General features: G+C 37.7%; 15 protein-coding genes. 8 read left to right on the forward strand and 7 right to left on the reverse strand.

Annotated elements, in window-relative coordinates; translation table 11 throughout:
• Window positions 1–287 precede the first annotated feature (287 nt).
• Complete coding sequence (gene galU / locus JEP36_RS06050) at window positions 288–1,196, forward strand: UTP--glucose-1-phosphate uridylyltransferase GalU (protein ID WP_198619929.1); 909 nt, start codon at window positions 288–290, stop codon at window positions 1,194–1,196.
• Window positions 1,197–1,462: 266 nt separating this feature from the next.
• Window positions 1,463–2,470 (forward strand): NAD-dependent epimerase, encoded by a 1,008-nt coding sequence (locus JEP36_RS06055; RefSeq protein WP_198619930.1) that lies wholly within the window; start codon window positions 1,463–1,465, stop codon window positions 2,468–2,470.
• A 231-nt stretch (window positions 2,471–2,701) separates the two neighbouring features.
• Here the strand turns inward: JEP36_RS06055 and hns are convergent, their stop codons facing one another.
• Window positions 2,702–3,106: a histone-like nucleoid-structuring protein H-NS gene (gene hns, locus JEP36_RS06060; RefSeq protein WP_088495367.1), complete on the reverse strand. Its 405-nt coding sequence runs from the start codon at window positions 3,104–3,106 to the stop codon at window positions 2,702–2,704.
• A 509-nt stretch (window positions 3,107–3,615) separates the two neighbouring features.
• Here hns and JEP36_RS06065 point away from each other — a divergent pair.
• Window positions 3,616–4,212 carry a thymidine kinase gene (locus JEP36_RS06065; protein WP_023581977.1) on the forward strand — a complete coding sequence of 199 codons (597 nt, stop codon included), beginning with the start codon at window positions 3,616–3,618 and terminating at the stop codon, window positions 4,210–4,212.
• A 1,199-nt stretch (window positions 4,213–5,411) separates the two neighbouring features.
• Here JEP36_RS06065 and adhE read toward each other — a convergent pair.
• Entirely contained in the window at window positions 5,412–8,078 is a 2,667-nt protein-coding gene (adhE, locus tag JEP36_RS06070; protein ID WP_198629982.1) for a bifunctional acetaldehyde-CoA/alcohol dehydrogenase, read from the reverse strand.
• 514 nt (window positions 8,079–8,592) lie between these two features.
• On the opposite strand from adhE, the gene JEP36_RS06075 reads away from it, so the two are divergent.
• Window positions 8,593–9,237 (forward strand): YchE family NAAT transporter, encoded by a 645-nt coding sequence (locus tag JEP36_RS06075; protein ID WP_109372118.1) that lies wholly within the window; start codon window positions 8,593–8,595, stop codon window positions 9,235–9,237.
• 84 nt (window positions 9,238–9,321) lie between these two features.
• Here the strand turns inward: JEP36_RS06075 and JEP36_RS06080 are convergent, their stop codons facing one another.
• From JEP36_RS06080 to JEP36_RS06100, 5 genes are all read right to left on the reverse strand, one after another.
• Window positions 9,322–10,038 (reverse strand): ABC transporter ATP-binding protein, encoded by a 717-nt coding sequence (locus tag JEP36_RS06080; protein ID WP_198625764.1) that lies wholly within the window; start codon window positions 10,036–10,038, stop codon window positions 9,322–9,324.
• Window positions 10,025–10,861 carry an ABC transporter ATP-binding protein gene (locus JEP36_RS06085; protein ID WP_198619931.1) on the reverse strand — a complete coding sequence of 279 codons (837 nt, stop codon included), beginning with the start codon at window positions 10,859–10,861 and terminating at the stop codon, window positions 10,025–10,027. Before JEP36_RS06085 ends, JEP36_RS06080 begins: the two co-directional genes overlap by 14 nt.
• Window positions 10,854–11,684 carry an ABC transporter permease gene (locus JEP36_RS06090; protein ID WP_100160281.1) on the reverse strand — a complete coding sequence of 277 codons (831 nt, stop codon included), beginning with the start codon at window positions 11,682–11,684 and terminating at the stop codon, window positions 10,854–10,856. Before JEP36_RS06090 ends, JEP36_RS06085 begins: the two co-directional genes overlap by 8 nt.
• Window positions 11,684–12,727, reverse strand: a complete 1,044-nt coding sequence (locus tag JEP36_RS06095) for an ABC transporter permease (RefSeq protein ID WP_196532557.1) — start codon at window positions 12,725–12,727, stop codon at window positions 11,684–11,686. Before JEP36_RS06095 ends, JEP36_RS06090 begins: the two co-directional genes overlap by 1 nt.
• A 76-nt stretch (window positions 12,728–12,803) precedes the next feature.
• Window positions 12,804–14,369, reverse strand: coding sequence for an ABC transporter substrate-binding protein (locus tag JEP36_RS06100; RefSeq protein ID WP_109372126.1), 1,566 nt, complete (start codon window positions 14,367–14,369; stop codon window positions 12,804–12,806).
• A gap of 328 nt (window positions 14,370–14,697) precedes the next feature.
• Here JEP36_RS06100 and nirB point away from each other — a divergent pair, with 328 nt between their 5' ends.
• From nirB to JEP36_RS06120, 4 genes are all read left to right on the forward strand, one after another.
• Window positions 14,698–17,244 carry a nitrite reductase large subunit NirB gene (gene nirB, locus JEP36_RS06105; protein WP_198619933.1) on the forward strand — a complete coding sequence of 849 codons (2,547 nt, stop codon included), beginning with the start codon at window positions 14,698–14,700 and terminating at the stop codon, window positions 17,242–17,244.
• Window positions 17,241–17,585 carry a nitrite reductase small subunit NirD gene (nirD, locus tag JEP36_RS06110; RefSeq protein ID WP_198619934.1) on the forward strand — a complete coding sequence of 115 codons (345 nt, stop codon included), beginning with the start codon at window positions 17,241–17,243 and terminating at the stop codon, window positions 17,583–17,585. The genes nirB and nirD overlap by 4 nt, the downstream gene beginning before the upstream one ends.
• Before the next feature lie 14 nt (window positions 17,586–17,599).
• Window positions 17,600–18,982 (forward strand): siroheme synthase CysG, encoded by a 1,383-nt coding sequence (gene cysG / locus JEP36_RS06115; RefSeq protein WP_198629983.1) that lies wholly within the window; start codon window positions 17,600–17,602, stop codon window positions 18,980–18,982.
• A gap of 651 nt (window positions 18,983–19,633) precedes the next feature.
• Window positions 19,634–21,271 carry an ABC transporter substrate-binding protein gene (locus JEP36_RS06120; protein WP_198625699.1) on the forward strand — a complete coding sequence of 546 codons (1,638 nt, stop codon included), beginning with the start codon at window positions 19,634–19,636 and terminating at the stop codon, window positions 21,269–21,271.
• Window positions 21,272–21,430: the final 159 nt, after the last annotated feature.

Consider the following 21,430-nt stretch of genomic DNA (forward strand, 5'->3'; position numbering starts at 1 on the left):
CTTTTATATATTAATCAAGTAAAATGTGAGGGAACAAATTGGCAATGTAAAATTTGGGATAACACAAACCAGATTAAATTAATGTTTTCCCCTATCTATAAAAGTTAAATTTAGATTAAATAAAAACAGAATATCGTGCATATATTAAACATAAATGAAGAACTATCTCAATTAACGGGTAGGACTCTGTTTATCCTTAGATATTAGCTGGTATACTCTGGCGATTATTTTTAATTGTACCCATTCACATCTGAAAGTAGAACGGTACGAATTGCAGGAGAAGTATAATGTCATCAGCAGTGCGTAAAGTTAGAAAAGCGGTGATCCCTGTTGCTGGATTAGGAACACGAATGCTACCTGCAACCAAGGCAATTCCAAAAGAAATGTTGCCAGTGGTTGATAAGCCTCTTATTCAATATGTGGTGAATGAATGTATTGCCGCAGGTATTAATGAAATTGTACTTGTTACACATTCATCTAAAAATTCAATTGAAAACCATTTTGATACAAGTTTTGAATTAGAAGCAATTTTAGAAAAACGAGTAAAACGCCAGTTATTAGAAGAAGTACAAGGCATTTGCCCAAGCCATGTCACTATTATGCAAACTCGTCAGGGAATAGCGAAAGGATTAGGCCATGCCATTTTATGTGCTAAGCCATTAATTGGTGATGAACCTTTCGCTGTTATCCTGCCTGATGTTATTTTAGACAGATACAGTGCTGATTTAACGAAAGTTAACTTAAAAGAGATGCTTTCTCATTTTGAGCGTTCAGGCGCAAGTCAAATCCTTGTTGAGCCTGTTCCTGAAGATGAAGTCTCTAATTATGGTATTGTTGATTGCATGGGTGAAAACTTATTCCCAGGTGATAGCAAACCAATTACTCGTGTTGTTGAAAAACCTAAGAAAGAAGAAGCACCTTCGAATTTATCTATCGTAGGGCGTTATGTGTTATCTGAAAGTATTTGGCCACTATTAGCGAGAACAGCACCTGGTGCCGGAGATGAAATTCAGTTAACGGATGCGATTGCAATGCTGATTGAAAAAGAAGCTGTTGAAGCTTATCACCTGCAAGGGAAAAGCCACGATTGTGGTAATAAATTAGGGTATATGAAAGCCTTCGTAGAGTACGGAATACAGCACGAAGAGTTCGGTGAAGACTTTGCACAATGGCTAAAATCATTAAAGATACAGTGAAATAAAGCCCATTAATAATCATTTATATGGTTAATCTCATTGTATAATTCTTATAAATGAATGATGCATAATAAGCTGATATTTTATGAGAAAAGCTAGATAAAGTGATTGTAAGAGATTAAGGTATGGCTCAATGCATTTAGTATTGAGCCATGTTGATTTCTGTAATGTATGACGATGTTAAGCGTTATGATGTTTAATCTAGGTGATATTAAGCATGATAGCGTTGACATGAAAAATAAATTATTGGGTTATTGAGTAATAATATGAAAATATTGGTAACAGGTGCTGCGGGTTTTATTGGCTATCATATGAGCCAGCGTTTAATCGAAATGGGTTATCATGTTGTCGGAATAGATAACATGAATGATTATTATGATGTGCGTTTAAAAGAAGCTCGATTAGCTAAATTACAACAGCTAGAAAAATTCCATTTTGAGAAACTTGATATCGTTGACTCAGCAAAAGTGGCTCAATTATTTGCATCACACCAATTTGACCGAGTTATTCATTTAGCTGCTCAACCAGGTGTTCGCTATTCAATTGAAAACCCAATGGCATATATTGATGCGAATATTGTTGGGCATATTAATATATTAGAAGGATGTCGCCATAATAAAGTCGGACATCTTATCTATTCCTCTTCAAGCTCGGTTTATGGTTTAAATCAGAAACAGCCTTTCTCAACAGAAGATAGTGTTGATCACCCAGTTTCATTATATGCGGCAACAAAGAAAGCCAATGAGTTAATGTCTCATAGCTATTCACATTTATATCAATTACCGACAACAGGATTACGTTTCTTTACGGTATATGGTCCTTGGGGACGTCCTGATATGGCATTATTTAAATTTACTAAGGCAATGCTAGCTGGCGAACCTATTGATGTTTATAACAGTGGAAATATGACGCGTGATTTCACTTATGTCGATGATATTGTGGGATCTGTTGTTCGATTAGTTAATGTTGTACCAGAAGCAGATGAAAACTGGACAGTAGAGAAAGGTGAAACGTCTTCAAGTTCTGCTCCTTATAAAATCTATAATGTGGGTAATGGGCAGCCAACCAAATTGATGGCATTCATTGAAGCGATAGAAAAGTCACTAAATATTAAAGCTAAATTGAATTTAATGCCAATGCAAGATGGTGATGTGCTTTCTACTTGTGCTGATTGCCAAGACTTGTTTGAGACAATAGGTTTTTCGCCGAATACCGAAGTAGAATATGGCGTAAAACAGTTTGTTGATTGGTATTTAAGTTATTATAAAAATTAATAATATTAGTTTAATTGGATCAAAGAAAAAAGGAGCTATAAAAGCTCCTTTTTCATTATAAATAAAAATAAATAACGCAGTTATTACATTTTTTATTTTCGCTTACCCACATTTAATACAAACAACATCAGCACATATTAAAATTAAACGCTTGTTTAATTAAATGAGGTAAACAAGAAAATACCCTTTTAATTATTTAAAAGGGTATTTCAAATAGAGTATTGACTTAAATTACAGCAGGAAATCGTCTAATGATTTGCCTTCTTCATCAATAGCACGTTTGATTACTGCTGGTGTACGACCTTGGCCTGTCCAAGTTTTAGTTTCACCATTTTCATCAACGTAAGAGTATTTAGCAGGGCGAGCTGCACGTTTAGCACGGCCTGTTTTATTAACAGCACTTGCTTCAAGTAAGTCTGTTGGATCAATACCGGCTTCTTCTAACATTTCACGGTATTTTTGTAATTTTTGAACACGTTCTTCTTCAGCTGCTTTTTCTAATGAGAATTCTTCACGACGCTCATTAACGACAACTTCGAGTTTCTCCAGCATTTCTTCTAAAGTTTCTAAAGAAGTTTCTCTTGCTTGTGCACGGAGAGTACGGATGTTATTTAATATTTTTAAAGATTCGCTCATTTTCCTGGTCTCAAATAAATGTTGTTGGCTGATGTAATACTAATAATAGATTGCTATTTAAATTTCTGCAATACCTAAATACAAACCTTACGTAAAATTTCTTTTTTTTAAACTAATATCTCAACGAAAAAAATAATAAAAGTTGAGGCATCTTTAGTCAATAAAGGAAATATTAGTAAGGAAATGCATCTTTTAACTGATGATAGCGCTAATGCTAAAGAATAGAAAGCTTTGTTCATTTTTTTATAATAACGGACTTTTTTCTAAAAATGGAATCGGACTAACTTTCATACTTTAATAAAGGTATATCAAGGTGTGTTTTAATATGTTAAGTACTTATTAAAGCTATTTATTTTTTAAGCAAAAATTAGCATTAACAACGAAGTTCATCTTTCGGTAGTATATCTAGAATAGAAATAAAGGTAATAAATACTTGTTATGGATAACTTGTAGAATGTTTATGTTAGACTGTCGCTCGTGAAAATAAACACTATTTAAGGAGTGAGCTGATGGCTCAACTTTATTTTTATTATTCAGCCATGAATGCTGGAAAATCAACATCTTTATTGCAATCCTCTTATAACTATAATGAACGAGGAATGCGTACATTGATTTTCACTGCGGCTATTGATACACGCTTTGCAAAGGGGAAGATTAGCTCAAGAATAGGATTAAGTGCGGATGCATTACTCTTTAGTGATGATATGAATATTCGCGACGTTATTGTTGCTGAGCATAACAAACAGCCTATTCACTGTGTATTGATTGATGAATGCCAATTTTTAAGTAAGGCACATGTCGAACAACTTTGCGAAATAACGGATACCTATGATATTCCCGTTCTCACTTATGGATTAAGAACGGATTTTAGAGGTGAGTTATTTACAGGTAGTGCTTATTTATTAGCATGGGCTGATAAACTGGTAGAACTTAAAACAGTATGTTACTGCGGTAGAAAGGCAAATAAAGTATTACGTTTAGATGATAAAGGAAATGTACTGAGTGATGGTGCTCAAGTTGAAATAGGTGGAAATGAAAAATATGTTTCAGTCTGCCGTAAGCATTATACGCAGGCAACGCTAAAAGGGTGTATTGAACAAGAGTAACCTTTTCAATTTCCCTCTTTTACTAATTTGTCAGAGTGAAAGAGGGGGATGAAATAAGAATTCAAATAAAGTGTTATATTACGTAATACTAAAAAATACTTATATATTTTTAATTTTTAGCCAATTTATTGGCTTTTTTTATATCAAATTGCGGTGAGTTTGATTTTCGTCTGTGACGAGATGTTATTTTTTGATGGGGAAATTTATTTATTTCATTATCATTAATCAAAAAAGACATAATCAAATATACGTAAGGTGTTTGTTTTGTGATGTCGATATTGTTTTTTACAAATGATAAGAGAGATAGACATTTGATGCATTTATATTATTCATAGTTTAATAAAATTGAATAAAGATAGTCATGAAATACTGAAAAAATATTTCTTTTATCTATGGTTTGTATAATGAAACATTTATATCGGGTCTTATAGATGCTGATTATAGGATGCTTAATTTGTTATTGAATAAATAAAGCACTTCACTTTATGCCTGTCAATACGGATAAACAGGCTCCTTTTATACTCCTAAAGGAGTAATTTCTATGTGGAAAGCACAAATAGCGACCTTTATTACGTTCGCCAGCTAGCAAGCCTCATTTCGATAATATTTTATTAAAATTATGTTTTTTATAAATCCAATGTAGCTAGGGATATAAAATATTTATATTTCTATATTTTGATTACTAATTAATAATCAAAATGATGAAGTCTATTTATTTTTATCGGATAAGAAGAAAAGCACGATTGTAAATCGTAAAGCGAACACAATAGCTTCACATATCGTTATAGTCATTTTATGAAGAAAATAAGGTAAGAATGAAATAATTATACCAACTAATGAAAGAGGAAAAGAGTTTGATGCGCCTTGTAATCATCTCTAAGGCATTTTTTATAATATGGTAATGCGATGGTATGACTTGAATGATAAGTTGTTCAGCGTCTTTTTTAGAGCTAATTATGAACGTATAAAGGAAGACACTATTTTTATAGTAAAAACCAAACTTTTTAACTAGGTGTAAATACCTATAATTTATGACTGAATAGTGACTTATCCCGCCTTATTCCTCAATCTCAGAAATCAGTAGCAAAATGCATATAAACAAATGATCAGCCATAAAAAAACCCAGCCATAGGACTGGGTTTCTATTTAAGAACAAATAACCGAAATATCGAGGATCACATTAACACAGTGTGTTTCGATTATTTTTTACTGCTTTTTTTAGCTGGTTTTGCTTCTTCTTTTACTTCAACAACGGGATGCTCATTAAATTCACGACCGTAGTAAGAATCTAATAACAGTTGTTTCAGTTCAGAGATCAGTGGGTAACGTGGGTTAGCACCAGTACATTGATCATCAAACGCATCTTCAGATAATTTATCAACTCTTGCTAAGAAATCACTTTCTTGAACACCAGCTTCACGAATAGAAGATGGAATGCCTAATGAAGATTTCATTTCTTCTAACCAAGCTAACAATTTTTCAATTTTAGCAGCAGTGCGGTCACCTGGTGCTGAAAGTTCTAAGTGATCAGCAATTTCTGCATAACGACGACGTGCTTGAGGACGGTCGTATTGGCTAAATGCAGTTTGTTTTGTTGGGTTGTCATTAGCGTTATAACGAATAACGTTTGAAATTAATAACGCATTAGCTAAACCGTGAGGAATATGGAACTCAGAGCCTAATTTATGCGCCATTGAGTGACAAACACCCAAGAATGCGTTAGCAAAAGCAATACCTGCAATAGTTGCCGCATTATGAACACGCTCACGAGCAACAGGGTTTTTTGCGCCTTCATGATAACTTGCAGGCAGATATTCTTTCAGTAATTTTAATGCTTGCAGTGCTTGCCCATCAGAATATTCGTTCGCTAATACAGAAACATAGGCTTCTAATGCGTGAGTTACAGCGTCTAAACCACCAAATGCACACAGAGATTTAGGCATATTCATAACAAGGTTTGCATCAACGATAGCCATATCTGGGGTTAATGCATAGTCTGCTAATGGATATTTTTGGCCTGTTTCGTCATCAGTTACTACCGCAAATGGCGTTACTTCAGAGCCAGTACCTGATGTTGTTGTGATAGCAACCATTTGTGCTTTCACACCCATTTTCGGGAATTTGTAAATACGTTTACGGATATCCATAAAGCGTAATGCTAATTCTTCGAAATGAGTTTCAGGGTGTTCATACATAACCCACATGATTTTCGCCGCATCCATTGGTGAACCACCACCTAATGCGATGATCACGTCAGGTTTAAAGCTGTTCATTTGTTCTGCGCCTTTACGCACAATACTTAATGTAGGATCGGCTTCAACTTCAAAGAATACTTCTGTTTCAACGCCAAATTTTTTCAGTACGCGAGTGACTTCATCAACATAACCATTGTTGAATAAGAAACTGTCGGTCACGATAAAGGCACGTTTTTTACCGTCAGTCGCAATCTCTTCTAGAGCGATAGGTAAACAGCCACGGCGGAAGTAAATAGATTTTGGAAGTTTATGCCACAACATATTTTCTGCTCTTTTCGCCACGGTTTTAGTGTTGATAAGGTGTTTTGGCCCTACGTTTTCAGAAATGGAGTTACCACCCCATGAACCGCAACCTAATGTTAGAGAAGGAGCAAGCTTAAAGTTGTATAAGTCACCAATACCACCTTGAGATGCTGGAGTATTGATTAAAATACGAGATGTTTTCATTTTGTCGCCGAAGTAGGCAACATGTTCAGGACAGTTATCTTGGTCTGTATATAAGCAAGAAGTGTGACCGATACCACCCATCTCAACTAATTTTTCAGCTTTTAGCACCGCATCTTCAAACGATTGAGCATGATACATGGCTAATAGTGGAGATAATTTCTCGTGAGCAAATGGTTCTGCTTCTGTTGTTTCTTTGACTTCACCAATTAAAATTTTGGTATTTACAGGTACTTCAATGCCAGCCATTTCAGCAATTTTTGTTGCAGGTTGACCCACGATAGCTGCGTTTAAGTTACCGTCTTTTAAGATGATGTCTTGAACAGCTTTTAATTCTTTACCTGTCAGCATGTAACCGCCATGAGTTGAGAAACGCTCACGAACTTGTTTGTAAATGCTGTCAACAACGATAACAGATTGCTCTGATGCACAAATTACGCCGTTATCGAAAGTTTTAGACATTAAGATTGAAGCCACTGCACGTTTGATATCAGCAGAATCATCAATAACCACTGGTGTATTACCTGCACCAACACCGATAGCTGGTTTACCAGAACTATACGCTGCTTTAACCATGCCTGGACCACCTGTCGCTAAGATCAGGTTAATATCATCATGGTGCATTAACGCGTTAGATAGGGCAACAGAAGGCTCATCAATCCAACCGATAATATCTTTTGGTGCGCCAGTAGCGATAGCTGCATTTAAGACGATTTCAGCTGCACGGTTTGTCGCTTCTTTTGCACGAGGGTGTGGAGAGAAGATAATACCATTACGTGTTTTTAAGCTAATTAATGCTTTAAAAATCGCAGTAGAAGTTGGGTTAGTTGTTGGTACGATACCACAGATGATCCCAATAGGTTCAGCAATGGTTATTGTGCCGTAAGTCAGATCTTCAGATAAGATACCGCAGGTTTTTTCGTCTTTATACGCATTGTAGATGTACTCAGAAGCAAAGTGGTTTTTAATCACTTTATCTTCAACGATACCCATACCAGACTCTTTAACAGCCAATTTTGCAAGAGGAATACGGGCATCAGCGGCAGCTAATGCAGCAGCACGGAAAATAGCATCAACTTGTTCTTGAGAGAAGTTAGCAAATTCACGTTGAGCTTTTTTTACACGAGCAACCAAATCATTGAGTTCAGTAACGTTAGTTACGGACATAAAGAGACTCCTGATAAAATGTTAAATTTTTTAAGCAAATTAGCCGTTATCGTCATAACTAATAAGAATAGCTTAGATAGATGATAATGTGCTTATTTCAGTAATAATTATAAGAGGGCATAATTTGCTTAAAAAACTTAAAAAAAACAATAATAAAGGTAAATATATTTTCGAAGTAACCCTCTTTCTTCGAATGGTAACAGCTTACCATCTTTCTAATTAATTAACGTGATGTATGTCACAAAATTAGCAAGCTGACACCTTTCAGCAAGGCTATTTATGAGAATGATTCTTATATGAAATAAATATTCAACGATTTTTTTGTCGTATACTCTATTTCGATATAAAATTAAACCACTAGGTTTTGATCAGTTTACAAGAGAATATTTTAGGTAAAAACTTGTTAACTAATAGAATTAACTGGTTTATTGATTTAAAGTAACGCGCATTTTTTGGAGTTACTCTATCTTTTATAGAATAATTCGCATGTTTATTAGCCAAGAAGGGGCTTTTCATGGGGTCACTGCTGGATTTATCCGGTTATATTAAATTTTTTGTCGGTCTTTTTGCGATTGTAAACCCAATTGGTATTTTGCCTGTCTTTATCAGTATGACGAGTTATCAAACTGATGCAGGGCGTAACAAAACAAACTTAATTGCGAATGGCTCCGTTGCAATTATTTTAGTTTCTTCTCTGTTAATCGGTGATTCTATACTGAGTATTTTTGGTATTTCTATCGACTCGTTTCGTATAGCAGGGGGAATACTGATTGTTACTATTGCAATGACAATGATAAATGGGCGTTTAGGGGAAGATAAACAAAACAATCAAGAACGAAACGAATCCGCAGTACGTAATAGTGTTGCAGTTGTACCTTTAGCATTACCATTAATGGCAGGGCCTGGAGCAATCAGTTCTTGTATTGTGTGGAGCTCTCGCTGGGAAGGCTTTACTAACTTTTTAGGATTAGCCGCAACCAGTATCTTTTTTGCATTCTGTTGTTGGTTACTTTTCCGTAGTGCAACATTATTAGTGAAATATTTAGGGCAAACAGGCATTAACGTCGTTACTCGTATAATGGGCTTATTATTAATGTCGTTAGGTATTGAATTTATTGTGACCGGATTACGTTCTATTTTCCCGGGCTTATTAGTGTAAACACAGCGCAGTGCTATTAAAAGAGCAGTATGAATCACTCAAATACTGCTCTGCTCCTTTCTTCACATCTGTTTTTCTTTTATTTCAATCAAGGCGATGTATCCCTTTTGATAAAGCTTCTCGATCATAATGTTGTGTTAACTCACCATTTTCCATGAGTGCGGCTCTATCAGACATATGAGCAATCACATCGGCATCATGGCTTACTAATAAATATGTCATATGATGCTGTTTTTTCAGTGTGTTAAGCAGGTTTAAGATCTCGGCTTGTACTGACATATCTAGTGCTGAAGTTGGCTCGTCTAAAAGTAATAATTGAGGTTGTAATAAAAGGGCTCTCGCAATAGCGACACGTTGGCGCTGTCCACCAGAAAGTTGATGAGGATAACGACTTGTTACATCCGCAGGCAAACCAACTTGGGCTAATGCTTGCTCAATCGTATCTTTGTCAAAAGGAATTTGATGGATTTTTAAAGGCTCAGAAAACGCCCGTTCAATACGGTGTTGAGGGTGTAAAGAGGCGTAGGGATCTTGAAATACCATTTGTATATTACGGCGTAATGTCCCTTGAAAACGTTGTCGAGGTTTAATAGTTTGCCCTAAAAGCGATATATTACCTTGCCAATGGGGCAATAACCCAGCAATTACACGTAAAACAGTCGACTTTCCACAGCCAGAACGACCTATTAAGCTAAAGGTTTCACCTTGTTGAACATGTAAATTAATTCCTTTTACAACGTGCTTGGCTTGTTTACCTTGCTCAAATTGAACATGTAAATCATGAATATCAATTAGCATGATGTATTCCCTTGAAATTAAGCATTCTATCTAATACGGGCAATTGAGTGCCATAAGTGCTTGCATTGGGTCTACATGTCCAAAGTGTACGTGTATAAGGATGCGTGGCGGTAGGTAAGTCTTTGGCACTAAGTTCATCGACTTGTTCGCCTTGGTACATCACCATGACACGTTCGCAATATTCGGCAACAAGGGGCAAGTCATGGCTAATTAGCAATAAGCCCATATTACGTTGTTCACACTGTGTGGTGATCAGTTCAAGGATTTGATGGCGAAGCTGAGCATCAAGTGCCGATGTCGGTTCATCGGCAATTAAAATAGTAGGGTTATTAATTAGCGCAATAGCTATCATTGCTCGTTGCCCCATACCACCTGATAATTCACCGGGATAGCGATAAATATTCTGTTCAGGTAAACCAACAGACAGCAGTGTATCGATGATAAGTTGGCGTCTATCTTGGCGCGAAAGTTTTTGATGCTGTTTTACGGTTTCTTCTACTTGTTGATAAATGGTTTTTACAGGATTTAAGGCGTAACGAGGATCTTGTAGTACCATTGAAATTGTATTACCTCGAATGTTATTCCATTGGCGAGACGAGAAATCCAATAGATTACTTCCTTGCAAGCTTAGTTTATCTGCGCTGACTTTTCCCGGCTGACGAACTAATCCCATTAATGCACGAGCGGTCATTGACTTGCCTGAGCCTGATTCGCCAACAACTGCCAAACGCTCTTGCCCTAAAGTGAAAGAGACATTATTGACCACTCTTGCCTTTGGGAAATCAATACAGAGGTTATTTACTTCAATTAATGGTGTTTTATTCATGGGTATCTCCCAATACATCGCGTAATCCATCACCCAATAAATTAAATGCCAGACTGCTGATTAAAATTGCTGTACCCGGAATAGCGGCAACCCACCATTGATCAAAAATAACAGGCATGCCTTCTGCGATCATTGCTCCCCATTCCGCCATCGGTGGGCGAGCACCTAATCCCAGAAAACCCAATCCTGCTGCCGCGAGGATAATCACCGCTAAGTTCAGCGCTAAACGAACAATGGCTGAAGGTAAACACAGGGGTAAAATATGTCCCCATAACAGTCGGATACCCTTAATTCCCATCATTTCAGCCGCAGCAAGATAATCACTATTGCGTAAATGTTGAATTTCACTGCGCGATTGTCGCGCATAAGCTGGCCATGCAGTTAAAGCCAGTGCTAATGCACCATTGAGTAGGCCAGGGCCTAACATTGCGACAAAAGCGAAAGCGAGAATAAGGGAAGGCATTGACATCACAATATCGGTGAAGCGCATTAAAATACGTTCAGTCCAACCACCGTAATATCCAGATAAAATCCCAATCAATAATCCTAAAGGTAACGTAATAAGCGCCACCAGTCCCACTAAGCCTAGCATGGGGCGAGTACCATAGATAAGGCGAGAAAGAATATCGCGCCCATAATTATCTGTGCCTAACCAATGTTCAGCATTGGGCGCTAATAAACGTTGGGCTGCATGTTGCCAATTTGGATCATAAGGGGCTAGCCAAGGTGCAAAAATCGCAATAATTAACAGTAAAATGAGCAACGATAAACCGATAAATGCGGAAGGCGAACGCGCTATTTTTCTTAAAAATGAGGATGACATTAGCGGAGCCTCGGATCAGTCAAACGAATAACGATATCGGTCATATTATTAATAAAGACAAAGCATAAACCGATAATTAAAGTACCGCCCATAATGGCTGTGGTATCACCCGCAAAAAGCGCTGTTGTGAGATATCGCCCAATTCCTGGCCAAGAAAAGACCGTTTCTGTCAATACGGCACCTTCTAACATGCCAGTGTAAGACAGGGCGATAATAGTCATTAAAACACCACGAATATTAGGCAGTACGTGATAAAAAAGAATACGCAACTCGCCAATACCTTTTGCTCTTGCCAACGTGACATACTCTTTATTCATCTCGTTTAAGCAGGCTGAGCGAGTTAAGCGAGTGATAGAAGCTAAGGCAAAATACGCTAATAGAGAAACTGGTAAAATAAGGTGCGATAACGCATTAAAAAAAGCATCTTTATCGCCAGCTAATAATGTATCAATTAATGCAAAACCCGTTATGGGTTCAATGGTGAATTGATAGATATCGTCTAATCGTCCGGGACCAGCAGTCCATTGCAATGTGGCGTAGAAGATCAATAACAAAATCAAACCTAGCCAGAAAATAGGGACTGAACTACCTAATAACGTCAGAATTCGCAAAATAAAATCGAGGGGAGTTCCCACAAATCGCGCACATAAAACGCCGAATAAAATTCCGAGACTGGCACCAATCAGTAATGCAACAGTTGCTAATTCCAATGTCGCGGGGAAAGTCGCTAACAAATCATCAAGAACAGGCTGGCCTGTTGATGTCGCGGTACCTAAATGTCCTTGCAGCAGTGCTTCCACATAGTGAAAAAACTGCATGTAGATAGGTAAATCCAGCCCTAACTCATGTTTTACTTGGTTGTAGGTTTCGAGGCTTGCGTGATCACCGACAATTTGTAAAACAGGGTCGACGGGGGAAAGTGCAGAAAGCGTAAAAGTGATGACAAGAAGCCCTAAAAGAGTCAGCACCAGTGTCAATATTCCTTGAGCAAAGGTAATTAACTGACCTTTTAGACGAAAAGGTAACGTCATAGCAGTATTCATACAGCAATAGCCTAGTGAAATGACAAAAAATAGACCATCCACAGTAACATGACTGTGGATGGTTTCAGAAAAAATATTACTTAGTTACTTTGTCATAATAGACCATATCTGCATTTAGACCTTGCGCATAACCTTTGACGTTATCGCGCATGACGATTTGGTTTTTACCTTGGTCGATAAACACATAAGGTGAGCTACGTTGTAACTCTTTTTGCATTTCAGTATAGAGCGATTGACGTTTTGTTTTATCCGCTTCATTAAGTGCTGCCAATGTTTGCTGACTTAATTCAGGAATTTTCCAGCCATTTAACCAAGCAACAGTGTTGGATTGTCCGTCATTATAAGCAAAGGCACTGGCATTTGAGTGAGCATCAAAATAATCAGGGATCCAAAAGCGGATCGCTGCTTGATGTTGTTTAGCGCGCACACGACTATACACTTGGCTACCCGCAGCAGGTAATAAATCAACTTGTACACCTGCTTGAGCAAAACTTGCTTGAATGGATTGCGCCACAGTGATGTAAGGGACTTTATTTTCTACATCTAACGTAAAGCGTGCATTGGTAATGCCTGCCTTAGCTAAAATTGCTTTGGCTTTTTCTGGATCAAACGTAAATGGATTATCTTTTAATGCGCCCGGTAAACCTACAGGTAAAAAACTTTGGTGAATAAAATACTGACCACGCATTAAGTCTTCAGTAATACCTTTGTAGTCAATTAAATAGCGCGAAGCTTCCCAAAAAGCAGGGTTACTCAGTGCAGGATTTCCACTGGCAGTATTAAACGCCATATACACTTGTTCAGCAGAAGGGATATCTAAAATTTTGATCCCTGCTTTGCCTGCTAATGCAGCAGTCTGGTCTGTGCCTAATTCGCGTGCAATATCTGCATCGCCTTTTTCAATTAGTAAGCGACGAGATGCGGGATCAGGCACGTTTTTAATAATAATATTTGCCATTTTAGGCGCGCCAGTTGGCGAAAGTGGGTTAGCTTCTAACACAATGGCTTGACGCGGTTGATAAGCGCGCATTTTGTATGCACCACTTCCTGCTGAATTCATTTTTAGCCAGCTATTACCAAAGTCATTATTTTTAACATGAGCAGAAACCAGCTTTTCATCAACAATAGAAGCAATCGGGGTTGAAAGGATATTTAGCACAACATCAGGGCTGACATCGGCAGTCCAACGTACTTCCAATTCGTTATCACTGATTTTTTTTAGCAACGAATTGATGTTATCTGTTTTCCAACCCAAGACATTTAGAATAAAGGCAGGTGATTTATTCATGGTGATCGCACGCTGATAAGAGAAGATAATATCTTCAGGACGCACAGCGTTGCCCGATGCAAATTTTGCGTTGGGTTTAATTTTAAATACGATTGTTTTTTGTTCAGGATTTGCTTGCCAACTTTCAACTAAAATGGGTTCATTAATTTCTGGATTATCACGATTAGGTTGAACAATACGTTGGTATAAACTCGGTACAGTCTGAATACTCGATAACTCATTACTTTCAGCAGGATCAAGGCTGACAATATCATCAAGCCCTTGTACCACAATTAATGTATTAGCAGGTGTTGCTGCAAATGCCGGTACGGAAAGGGCACCCACAACGAATAATGATAATAATTTTGCTTTCATGAGACGCTCCCTGAAACGGTGTAGCTAAAGTCGTTATGTCAATAACTTATTAGTTATTACTTTGTGAAATTAACTTAGGCAAAACGTGACCAATGCGCAAAGTTTTAATTACGCTTACATATAACTCTTCGTTATAAGTGGCTAAAATTAATTATGGTAGAAGAATAATTAACCGCAAGAATAGGATGATGAAATACTCCTTTAGTAGTAACCCATTGACTATTAAGTTGTAGTAGCTGAATTGATTAAGCTGTATTTGATATTCATCAATATCCCTTATGAGTAGTTTCGTATTTTAGCCTTAGAAATCTTTAAATCTGAGGCAAAAATGAGCAAGAAAACACTCGCAATCATCGGTAATGGTATGGTGGGGCACCGTTATATCGAAGAGTTGATTGATAAAGGTGGCAATGAAGAATTTAATATTGTCGTCTTTTGTGAAGAACCTCGCGTTGCATATGATAGAGTCCATCTCTCCTCTTATTTCTCCCATCACACCGCAGAAGAACTCTCTTTAGTTAAACAAGGCTATTACGAAAAACACCAAATAGAAGTATTAATTGGTGAGCGTGTTATTACCATTAATCGTGACGAAAAAGTGGTACACACTAATACGGGGCGTTGTGTTAGTTACGATAAGTTAGTGATGGCAACGGGCTCTTATCCATGGGTTCCTCCAATTAAGGGAAATAACTCATCAGATTGCTTTGTCTATCGGACTATTGAAGATTTAAATGCAATCGAATCTTGCGCACGTATTAGTCGTAAAGGGGCGGTGATTGGTGGAGGACTTTTAGGTTTAGAAGCCGCTGGTGCGCTAAAAAGTTTGGGTATTGAAACTCACGTTATCGAGTTTGCACCAACATTAATGGCAGAACAGCTTGATGCATTAGGTGGTGAGCAACTTAAGCGAAAAATAGAGCGTATGGGTGTAAAAGTGCATACGTCTAAAAATACACAAGAAATATTATCGACGGGAGAAAGCGCACGTAAGACACTGCAATTTGCAGATGGTACTTCTCTTGAAGTTGACTTTATTGTGTTCTCCACAGGTATTCGCCCAAAAGATAAATTAGCTCGCCAATGTGATTTAGATATCGCACCAAGAGGTGGCATTGTTATTAATGATTATTGCCAAACAACCGATCCTGATATTTACGCCATTGGTGAATGTGCATCTTGGCAAAATAAAACGTTCGGCTTAGTTGCACCGGGCTACAAAATGGCGCAAGTAGCGGTTGATAATTTATTAGGTCATCACTCTGTATTCCAAGGCGCCGATTTAAGCGCAAAATTAAAACTTCTTGGTGTTGATGTGGGCGGTATCGGTGATGCTCACGGTCGTCAAGAAGGGTGTCGTAGTTATATTTATCTCGATGAAGGCAAAGAAATTTATAAGCGCCTGATTGTCAGTGAAGATAACAAATACCTACTAGGCGCAGTATTAGTAGGCGATACAGAAGATTATGGCAATCTTTTGCAACTATCACTGAACACTATTGAATTACCAGAGCATCCAGACTCCTTAATTTTGCCTGCACATGCAGGAAGTAAGCCAGCAATTGGTGTTGATTCCTTGCCTGAAACTGCACAAATCTGCTCTTGTTTTGATGTGACAAAAGGCGACATTATTCAAGCAATTGAACGAGGATGTCATACAGTCGCTGCTATTAAGGCAGAAACCAAAGCGGGCACAGGGTGTGGTGGCTGTATTCCATTGGTGACTCAAGTTTTAAATGCAGAATTAGCAAAACAAGGTATCGAAGTTAATCACCATCTTTGTGAGCATTTTCACTATTCTCGCCAAGAGCTTTATCATCTTATTCGCGTAGAAGGGCTGAAAAGTTTTGATGAATTGTTGAAAAAACATGGTCAAGGTTATGGCTGTGAAATATGTAAACCAACAGTGGGTTCATTGCTTGCTTCATGTTGGAACGATTATATCTTGCGTGATGATTTAGTTGCTCTGCAAGATACTAATGATAACTTCCTTGCGAATATGCAAAAAGATGGGACTTATTCCATTATTCCTCGCTCTCCAGGTGGTGAAATTACACCCGCAGGCATTATTGCTATTGGGCAAATTGCTCAAGAATATAATCTATATACCAAAATTACTGGCTCGCAACGCATGGCGATGTTCGGTGCGCATAAACAGGATTTACCCGCTATTTGGGAAAAACTGATTGCTGCGGGTTTTGAAACAGGTCATGCCTATGCGAAAGCACTGCGCATGGTAAAAACGTGTGTGGGTAGCAGTTGGTGTCGTTTTGGCGTCGGTGATAGTGTCGGTTTGGGGGTTGCGTTAGAGCATCGCTATAAAGGCATTAGAACACCTCATAAGATGAAATTTGGTGTCTCAGGTTGCACCCGTGAATGTTCTGAAGCGCAAGGAAAAGATGTGGGGATTATCGCCACAGATAAAGGTTGGAACCTCTATTTTGGTGGAAATGGCGGTATGAAACCACGCCATGGTGATCTCTTTGCATCTGATCTCGATGAAGAAACTTTAGTACATTATATCGACCGTTTTATGATGTTTTATATTCGCACCGCCGATAAACTGCAACGCACTTCAGTGTGGCTAGATAATTTAGAAGGCGGTATTGAATATTTACGTGATGTCATTATTAACGACAAATTAGGCTTAAATGCACAGTTAGAAAAAGAACTGAAAGCCTTACAAGAACGTGTCGCTTGTGAATGGAAAGAAACAGTTGATTCTCCAAAAGCATTAAAACGTTTTGCCCACTTTATTAATAATCCAATGCCTGATCCGACTGTACAAACGGTAAAAGAACGTTTTCAACACCGTCCCGCACGTTTACATGAACGTATTGATATCAAAATGATCACTGAGGAGGCGCAATCATGAGCCAATGGATAGCTGTTTGCCAATTAGATGACATTACGCCAGGAACAGGTGTTTGTGCGCTGGTGGAACAAGATCACGTTGCCATATTTCGCCCTTATTCTGATGCACGTTTATATGCGTTAAGCAATATAGATCCCTTTGCACATTCGAGTGTTTTATCTCGAGGGCTGATCGCTGAACATGAAAATGAGTTGTATATCGTCAGTCCGCTGAAAAAACAGCATTTTCGTTTAACGGATGGTTTTTGCCTTGAAGATGAGAGTTTCTCGATCACCCATTTTGACGTCAAGGTTGAAGGCAATACTGTCAGCGTACGTAGCCGTAATGAATCATCTCAATAAATAGGGGAATGAATATGGATTACTTTCCAATATTCTGTCAGCTTAAAGATAAACCTTGTTTATTAGTGGGAGGGGGTGAGATAGCTGAACGTAAAGCCCGATTGCTTATGGAGGCGGGTGCTATTATTTCTGTTATCGCACCTTCGTTTACAGAGCAGTTTATACAGTGGCATTCTGAGCAAAAATTAAACTGCATCACTGGTGTATTTACTGCGGATCATCTATCAAGTAAGTGGCTTGTTATTGCGGCAACAGATAGTGAGCAAGTGAATCAACAGGTTTTTCAATCCGCGACAGAGAAACAGATATTTTGTAATGTGGTTGATTCACCAGAACAAGCCAGCTTTATTATGCCTTCTGTTATCGATCGTTCTCCTATTGTGGTGGCTATTTCATCGGGCGGAAAAGCCCCTGTGCTAGCGCGTATTTTGCGAGAAAAAATTGAGCAACTACTCCCAAATTATCTCGGTGCATTAGCGAAACTTGCGGGAAAATTAAGAGAAGAAGTAAAACAACGTTTTTCATCCATAAGTGCAAGACGTTATTTCTGGGAGCAATTTTTTGCAGATAAATCATTACAAGCTGAAATTGAAGCACAAAGAGACGGCGATATTGAGCAACGTATTAGCGCGCTATTATCTGAAAATCAGCAACCTCAAGGCAGTGTTGTTTTAGTCGGAGCAGGGCCGGGTGATGCTGGGCTAATGACTATTAAAGGGTTACAGCAGTATCAACAAGCTGATGTGGTGGTTTACGATAGATTAGTATCTGATGAGGTAATGGCATTAGTCCGCAGAGATGCACAGCGTATTTATGTTGGTAAGCAAGCGGGTTTTCATTGTGTTCCTCAAGATGAAATCAATCAAATTTTAATCAAAGAAGCCGTAGCAGGAAAACGGGTGGTGAGATTAAAAGGAGGTGATCCCTTTATTTTTGGTCGAGGTAGCGAAGAGCTAGAAGCCTTGATTGAACATCATATTCCCTTTTCAGTGATCCCCGGTATTACCGCGGCTTCAGGCTGTACAACATATGCGGGTATTCCTTTAACGCATCGAGATTATGCACAAAGTGTCCGCTTTATTACTGGGCATGGCAAAGGATTAAACGAGGCTGAATGGCAATGTATTGCACAAGAAAACCAAACGTTAGTCTTTTATATGGGATTAAGTAAAGCCCGTTATATTCAGCAAATGCTACTTAGCCAAAATATGCGCGCAACCATGCCGATTGCGATTATTGAAAAGGGCACTTTAACCACACAAAAAGTGATTGTTGGTCAATTACGCCAACTGGCAGAGATGGCAGAAACAATGGAAAGCCCTGCACTGATTATTGTGGGGGAGGTTGTCACACTGAATGAGAAGCTACAATGGTTTCAATCCAAATCGGCTAAATAGCTGAAAAGAATTGATGATATCATTTTAAAATTAAAAACCTCTTTAATATTCGATATGTATATTAAAGAGGTTTTTTTATCTAACACATAGAAATATAAATGAAAAATTGTTTAATTACATTTCAATTAAACATTTAGATTAAAAATTAAAAACAAATAATAAAATTGAATATTTAATAATCTATAAATATGTTTAGACTAGAATCGTTATTCAGTCTAAAGATGAATTTATTGTTATTTTTAATTAATTTCAAAGAGAAACTCTTTACAAACAAAGCATCATAAAGTTCTGCAAGTCGGATAAAACCCATCCTAATTATATTAATTTTGTGAGCTAAGTAGGTTTTCTATCTATAAAACTTGCATGATGTTAATTTAATGTTTATTTGTTGTTTTGCTTCTCTCGATATATATTTTTTATTTTCTCAGGATAGAACTCTAGAGGGCTCAATAAAGTTAAGTGATAAGAATACCGCATTAATTGACAAAATTTACGATAAGTGTAAAAAAGAAGAGTGTTGGTATCATTTTTATCTTATTAATATCTTTAAACGTTTGAGAGCCACAAATATTACAATCAAAATTTAACAACGATACATATCGTTAATTGAGCGACCCCGCTATAAATTATTGTTTATTAGGAGAGGTACCCATGAAAAATAAAGTTACGTTAAAAATAGTGTTTCCACTCAGTATTATGTCACTTGTATTAACCTCCTTTTTTTCTCATGCCGTCACTCTTCCTGAAGGTACTATTCTGGCAAAACAACAGAATATTGTGATTAATAACGGTACTGAAGTTTCATCACTTGATCCGCACAAAGTAGAAGGCGCACCAGAAACTAATATTATTTTAAATTTATTAGAGGGACTGACCTACGTTGGACCTAATGGTGAAAGCATGCCTGGCGTTGCACAACGCTGGGAAACTAATGATAACAAGGTGTGGACATTCTATTTGCGAGAAGACGCAAAGTGGAGTGATGGCACACCAGTTACAGCTGAAGACTTTGTTTATAGCTGGCGTCGAGTAGTAGATCCTAAAACAGGATCGCCTTATGCCAGTTATCTCGAATATGCTTATGTTGAAAATGTTGCAGATATTCTTAGTGGCAAAAAATCCCCTGAAACATTAGGTGTGAAAGCGATAGACGCTCACACTTTGCAAGTCAATTTAACCAAGCCAATCCCTTATTTAGTCGATATGGTCAGCCACACTCCGTTAAAGCCAGTTAAAAAAGAGATTGTTGAAAAATATGGCGTGAATTGGACTCGTCCTGAAAACTTTGTCGGTAATGGTGCTTATGTTATTGAAAATTGGGTGGTGAATGAAAAGGTGACTTTAAAACGAAATCCACTTTATTGGGATAATAAAAACACCATTATTGAGCAAGCCACATTTTTACCAATTAGTTCAGAAACCAGTGATATAAATCGCTACCGTAGCGGTGAAATAGATATCACTAATAGCGCTATTCCTCCTGTTCTTTATAGAAAAATGAAGCAAGAGCAGCCAGAGAATTTACATGTCACACCATATTTATGTACTTTCTATTATGAATTAAATAATAAAAAAGCCCCTTTTGATGATCCTCGTGTTCGAGAAGCCGTGAAATTGACTCTTGATAGAGAAGTCATTGCTGAAAAAATAATGGGACAAGGACAAATACCGGCTTATTCTTTTACTCCCTCTTTTATTGGCAATGGTAATTTTAAACCGCCTAAATGGGCTTATTGGACACAACAGCAACGTAATGAAAGGGCGCGTGAATTATTAAAAGAAGCGGGGTTTGATGGTCAAAATCCTCTGACTTTTACCTTGCTCTACAATACGTCAGATCAAAATAAACAGCAGGCAATAGCGGCCGCATCAATGTGGAAAAAAAGTATTGGTGCCAATGTGACGTTGCAAAACCAAGAGTGGAAAACGGCATTAGAAAACCGTAACCAAGGAAATTACCAAGTCGCGAGAGCAACATGGTGTGCAGATTACAATGAACCAACCTCGTTTTTAAACTCGTTTCTTTCCACAAGTAGCCTGAATACCGTTTTTTATGAAAATAATGATTACGATGATGCATTAAATAATGCCTCAATTGCTGTTGATAAAGGGGCTCGCCATCAACTCTATCAGCGCGCTGAAGCCTTGCTAGACAAGGACTCCGCGATAGTACCTGTCTATTATCGAGTCAGTGTTAGATTAGTTAGTCCAAAAGTAGGTGGATTTACAGGCAAAGACCCCTTTGATTATACGGACTTAAAGCGCTATTTTATAAAGGCAGATAACTAAAACTGGTAAATTATCGATATTCTATAGTTATGTGTGATTTGAATTATTAAAAGTGACTTAAAAAGTAGTTAACCAATAAAAAGCTACACAAAAAAGATAGCGGCATAAAAAATTATAATGCTATCAGGCAATTAAGCACTGATAGCAAATAAGCAAGAT

Origin of the sequence: Proteus sp. PR00208 (genome assembly GCF_016238545.1) — a bacterium.
Lineage (GTDB): Bacteria > Pseudomonadota > Gammaproteobacteria > Enterobacterales > Enterobacteriaceae > Proteus.

Coding starts and splice junctions, on each gene's coding strand:
- galU (WP_198619929.1), top strand. CDS start 288: ATGTCATCAGCAGTGCGTAAAGTTAGAAAAGCGGTGATCCCTGTTGCT.
- JEP36_RS06055 (WP_198619930.1), top strand. CDS start 1,463: ATGAAAATATTGGTAACAGGTGCTGCGGGTTTTATTGGCTATCATATG.
- hns (WP_088495367.1), bottom strand. CDS start 3,106: ATGAGCGAATCTTTAAAAATATTAAATAACATCCGTACTCTCCGTGCA.
- JEP36_RS06065 (WP_023581977.1), top strand. CDS start 3,616: ATGGCTCAACTTTATTTTTATTATTCAGCCATGAATGCTGGAAAATCA.
- adhE (WP_198629982.1), bottom strand. CDS start 8,078: ATGTCCGTAACTAACGTTACTGAACTCAATGATTTGGTTGCTCGTGTA.
- JEP36_RS06075 (WP_109372118.1), top strand. CDS start 8,593: ATGGGGTCACTGCTGGATTTATCCGGTTATATTAAATTTTTTGTCGGT.
- JEP36_RS06085 (WP_198619931.1), bottom strand. CDS start 10,861: ATGAATAAAACACCATTAATTGAAGTAAATAACCTCTGTATTGATTTC.
- JEP36_RS06090 (WP_100160281.1), bottom strand. CDS start 11,684: ATGTCATCCTCATTTTTAAGAAAAATAGCGCGTTCGCCTTCCGCATTT.
- JEP36_RS06095 (WP_196532557.1), bottom strand. CDS start 12,727: ATGAATACTGCTATGACGTTACCTTTTCGTCTAAAAGGTCAGTTAATT.
- JEP36_RS06100 (WP_109372126.1), bottom strand. CDS start 14,369: ATGAAAGCAAAATTATTATCATTATTCGTTGTGGGTGCCCTTTCCGTA.
- nirB (WP_198619933.1), top strand. CDS start 14,698: ATGAGCAAGAAAACACTCGCAATCATCGGTAATGGTATGGTGGGGCAC.
- nirD (WP_198619934.1), top strand. CDS start 17,241: ATGAGCCAATGGATAGCTGTTTGCCAATTAGATGACATTACGCCAGGA.
- cysG (WP_198629983.1), top strand. CDS start 17,600: ATGGATTACTTTCCAATATTCTGTCAGCTTAAAGATAAACCTTGTTTA.
- JEP36_RS06120 (WP_198625699.1), top strand. CDS start 19,634: ATGAAAAATAAAGTTACGTTAAAAATAGTGTTTCCACTCAGTATTATG.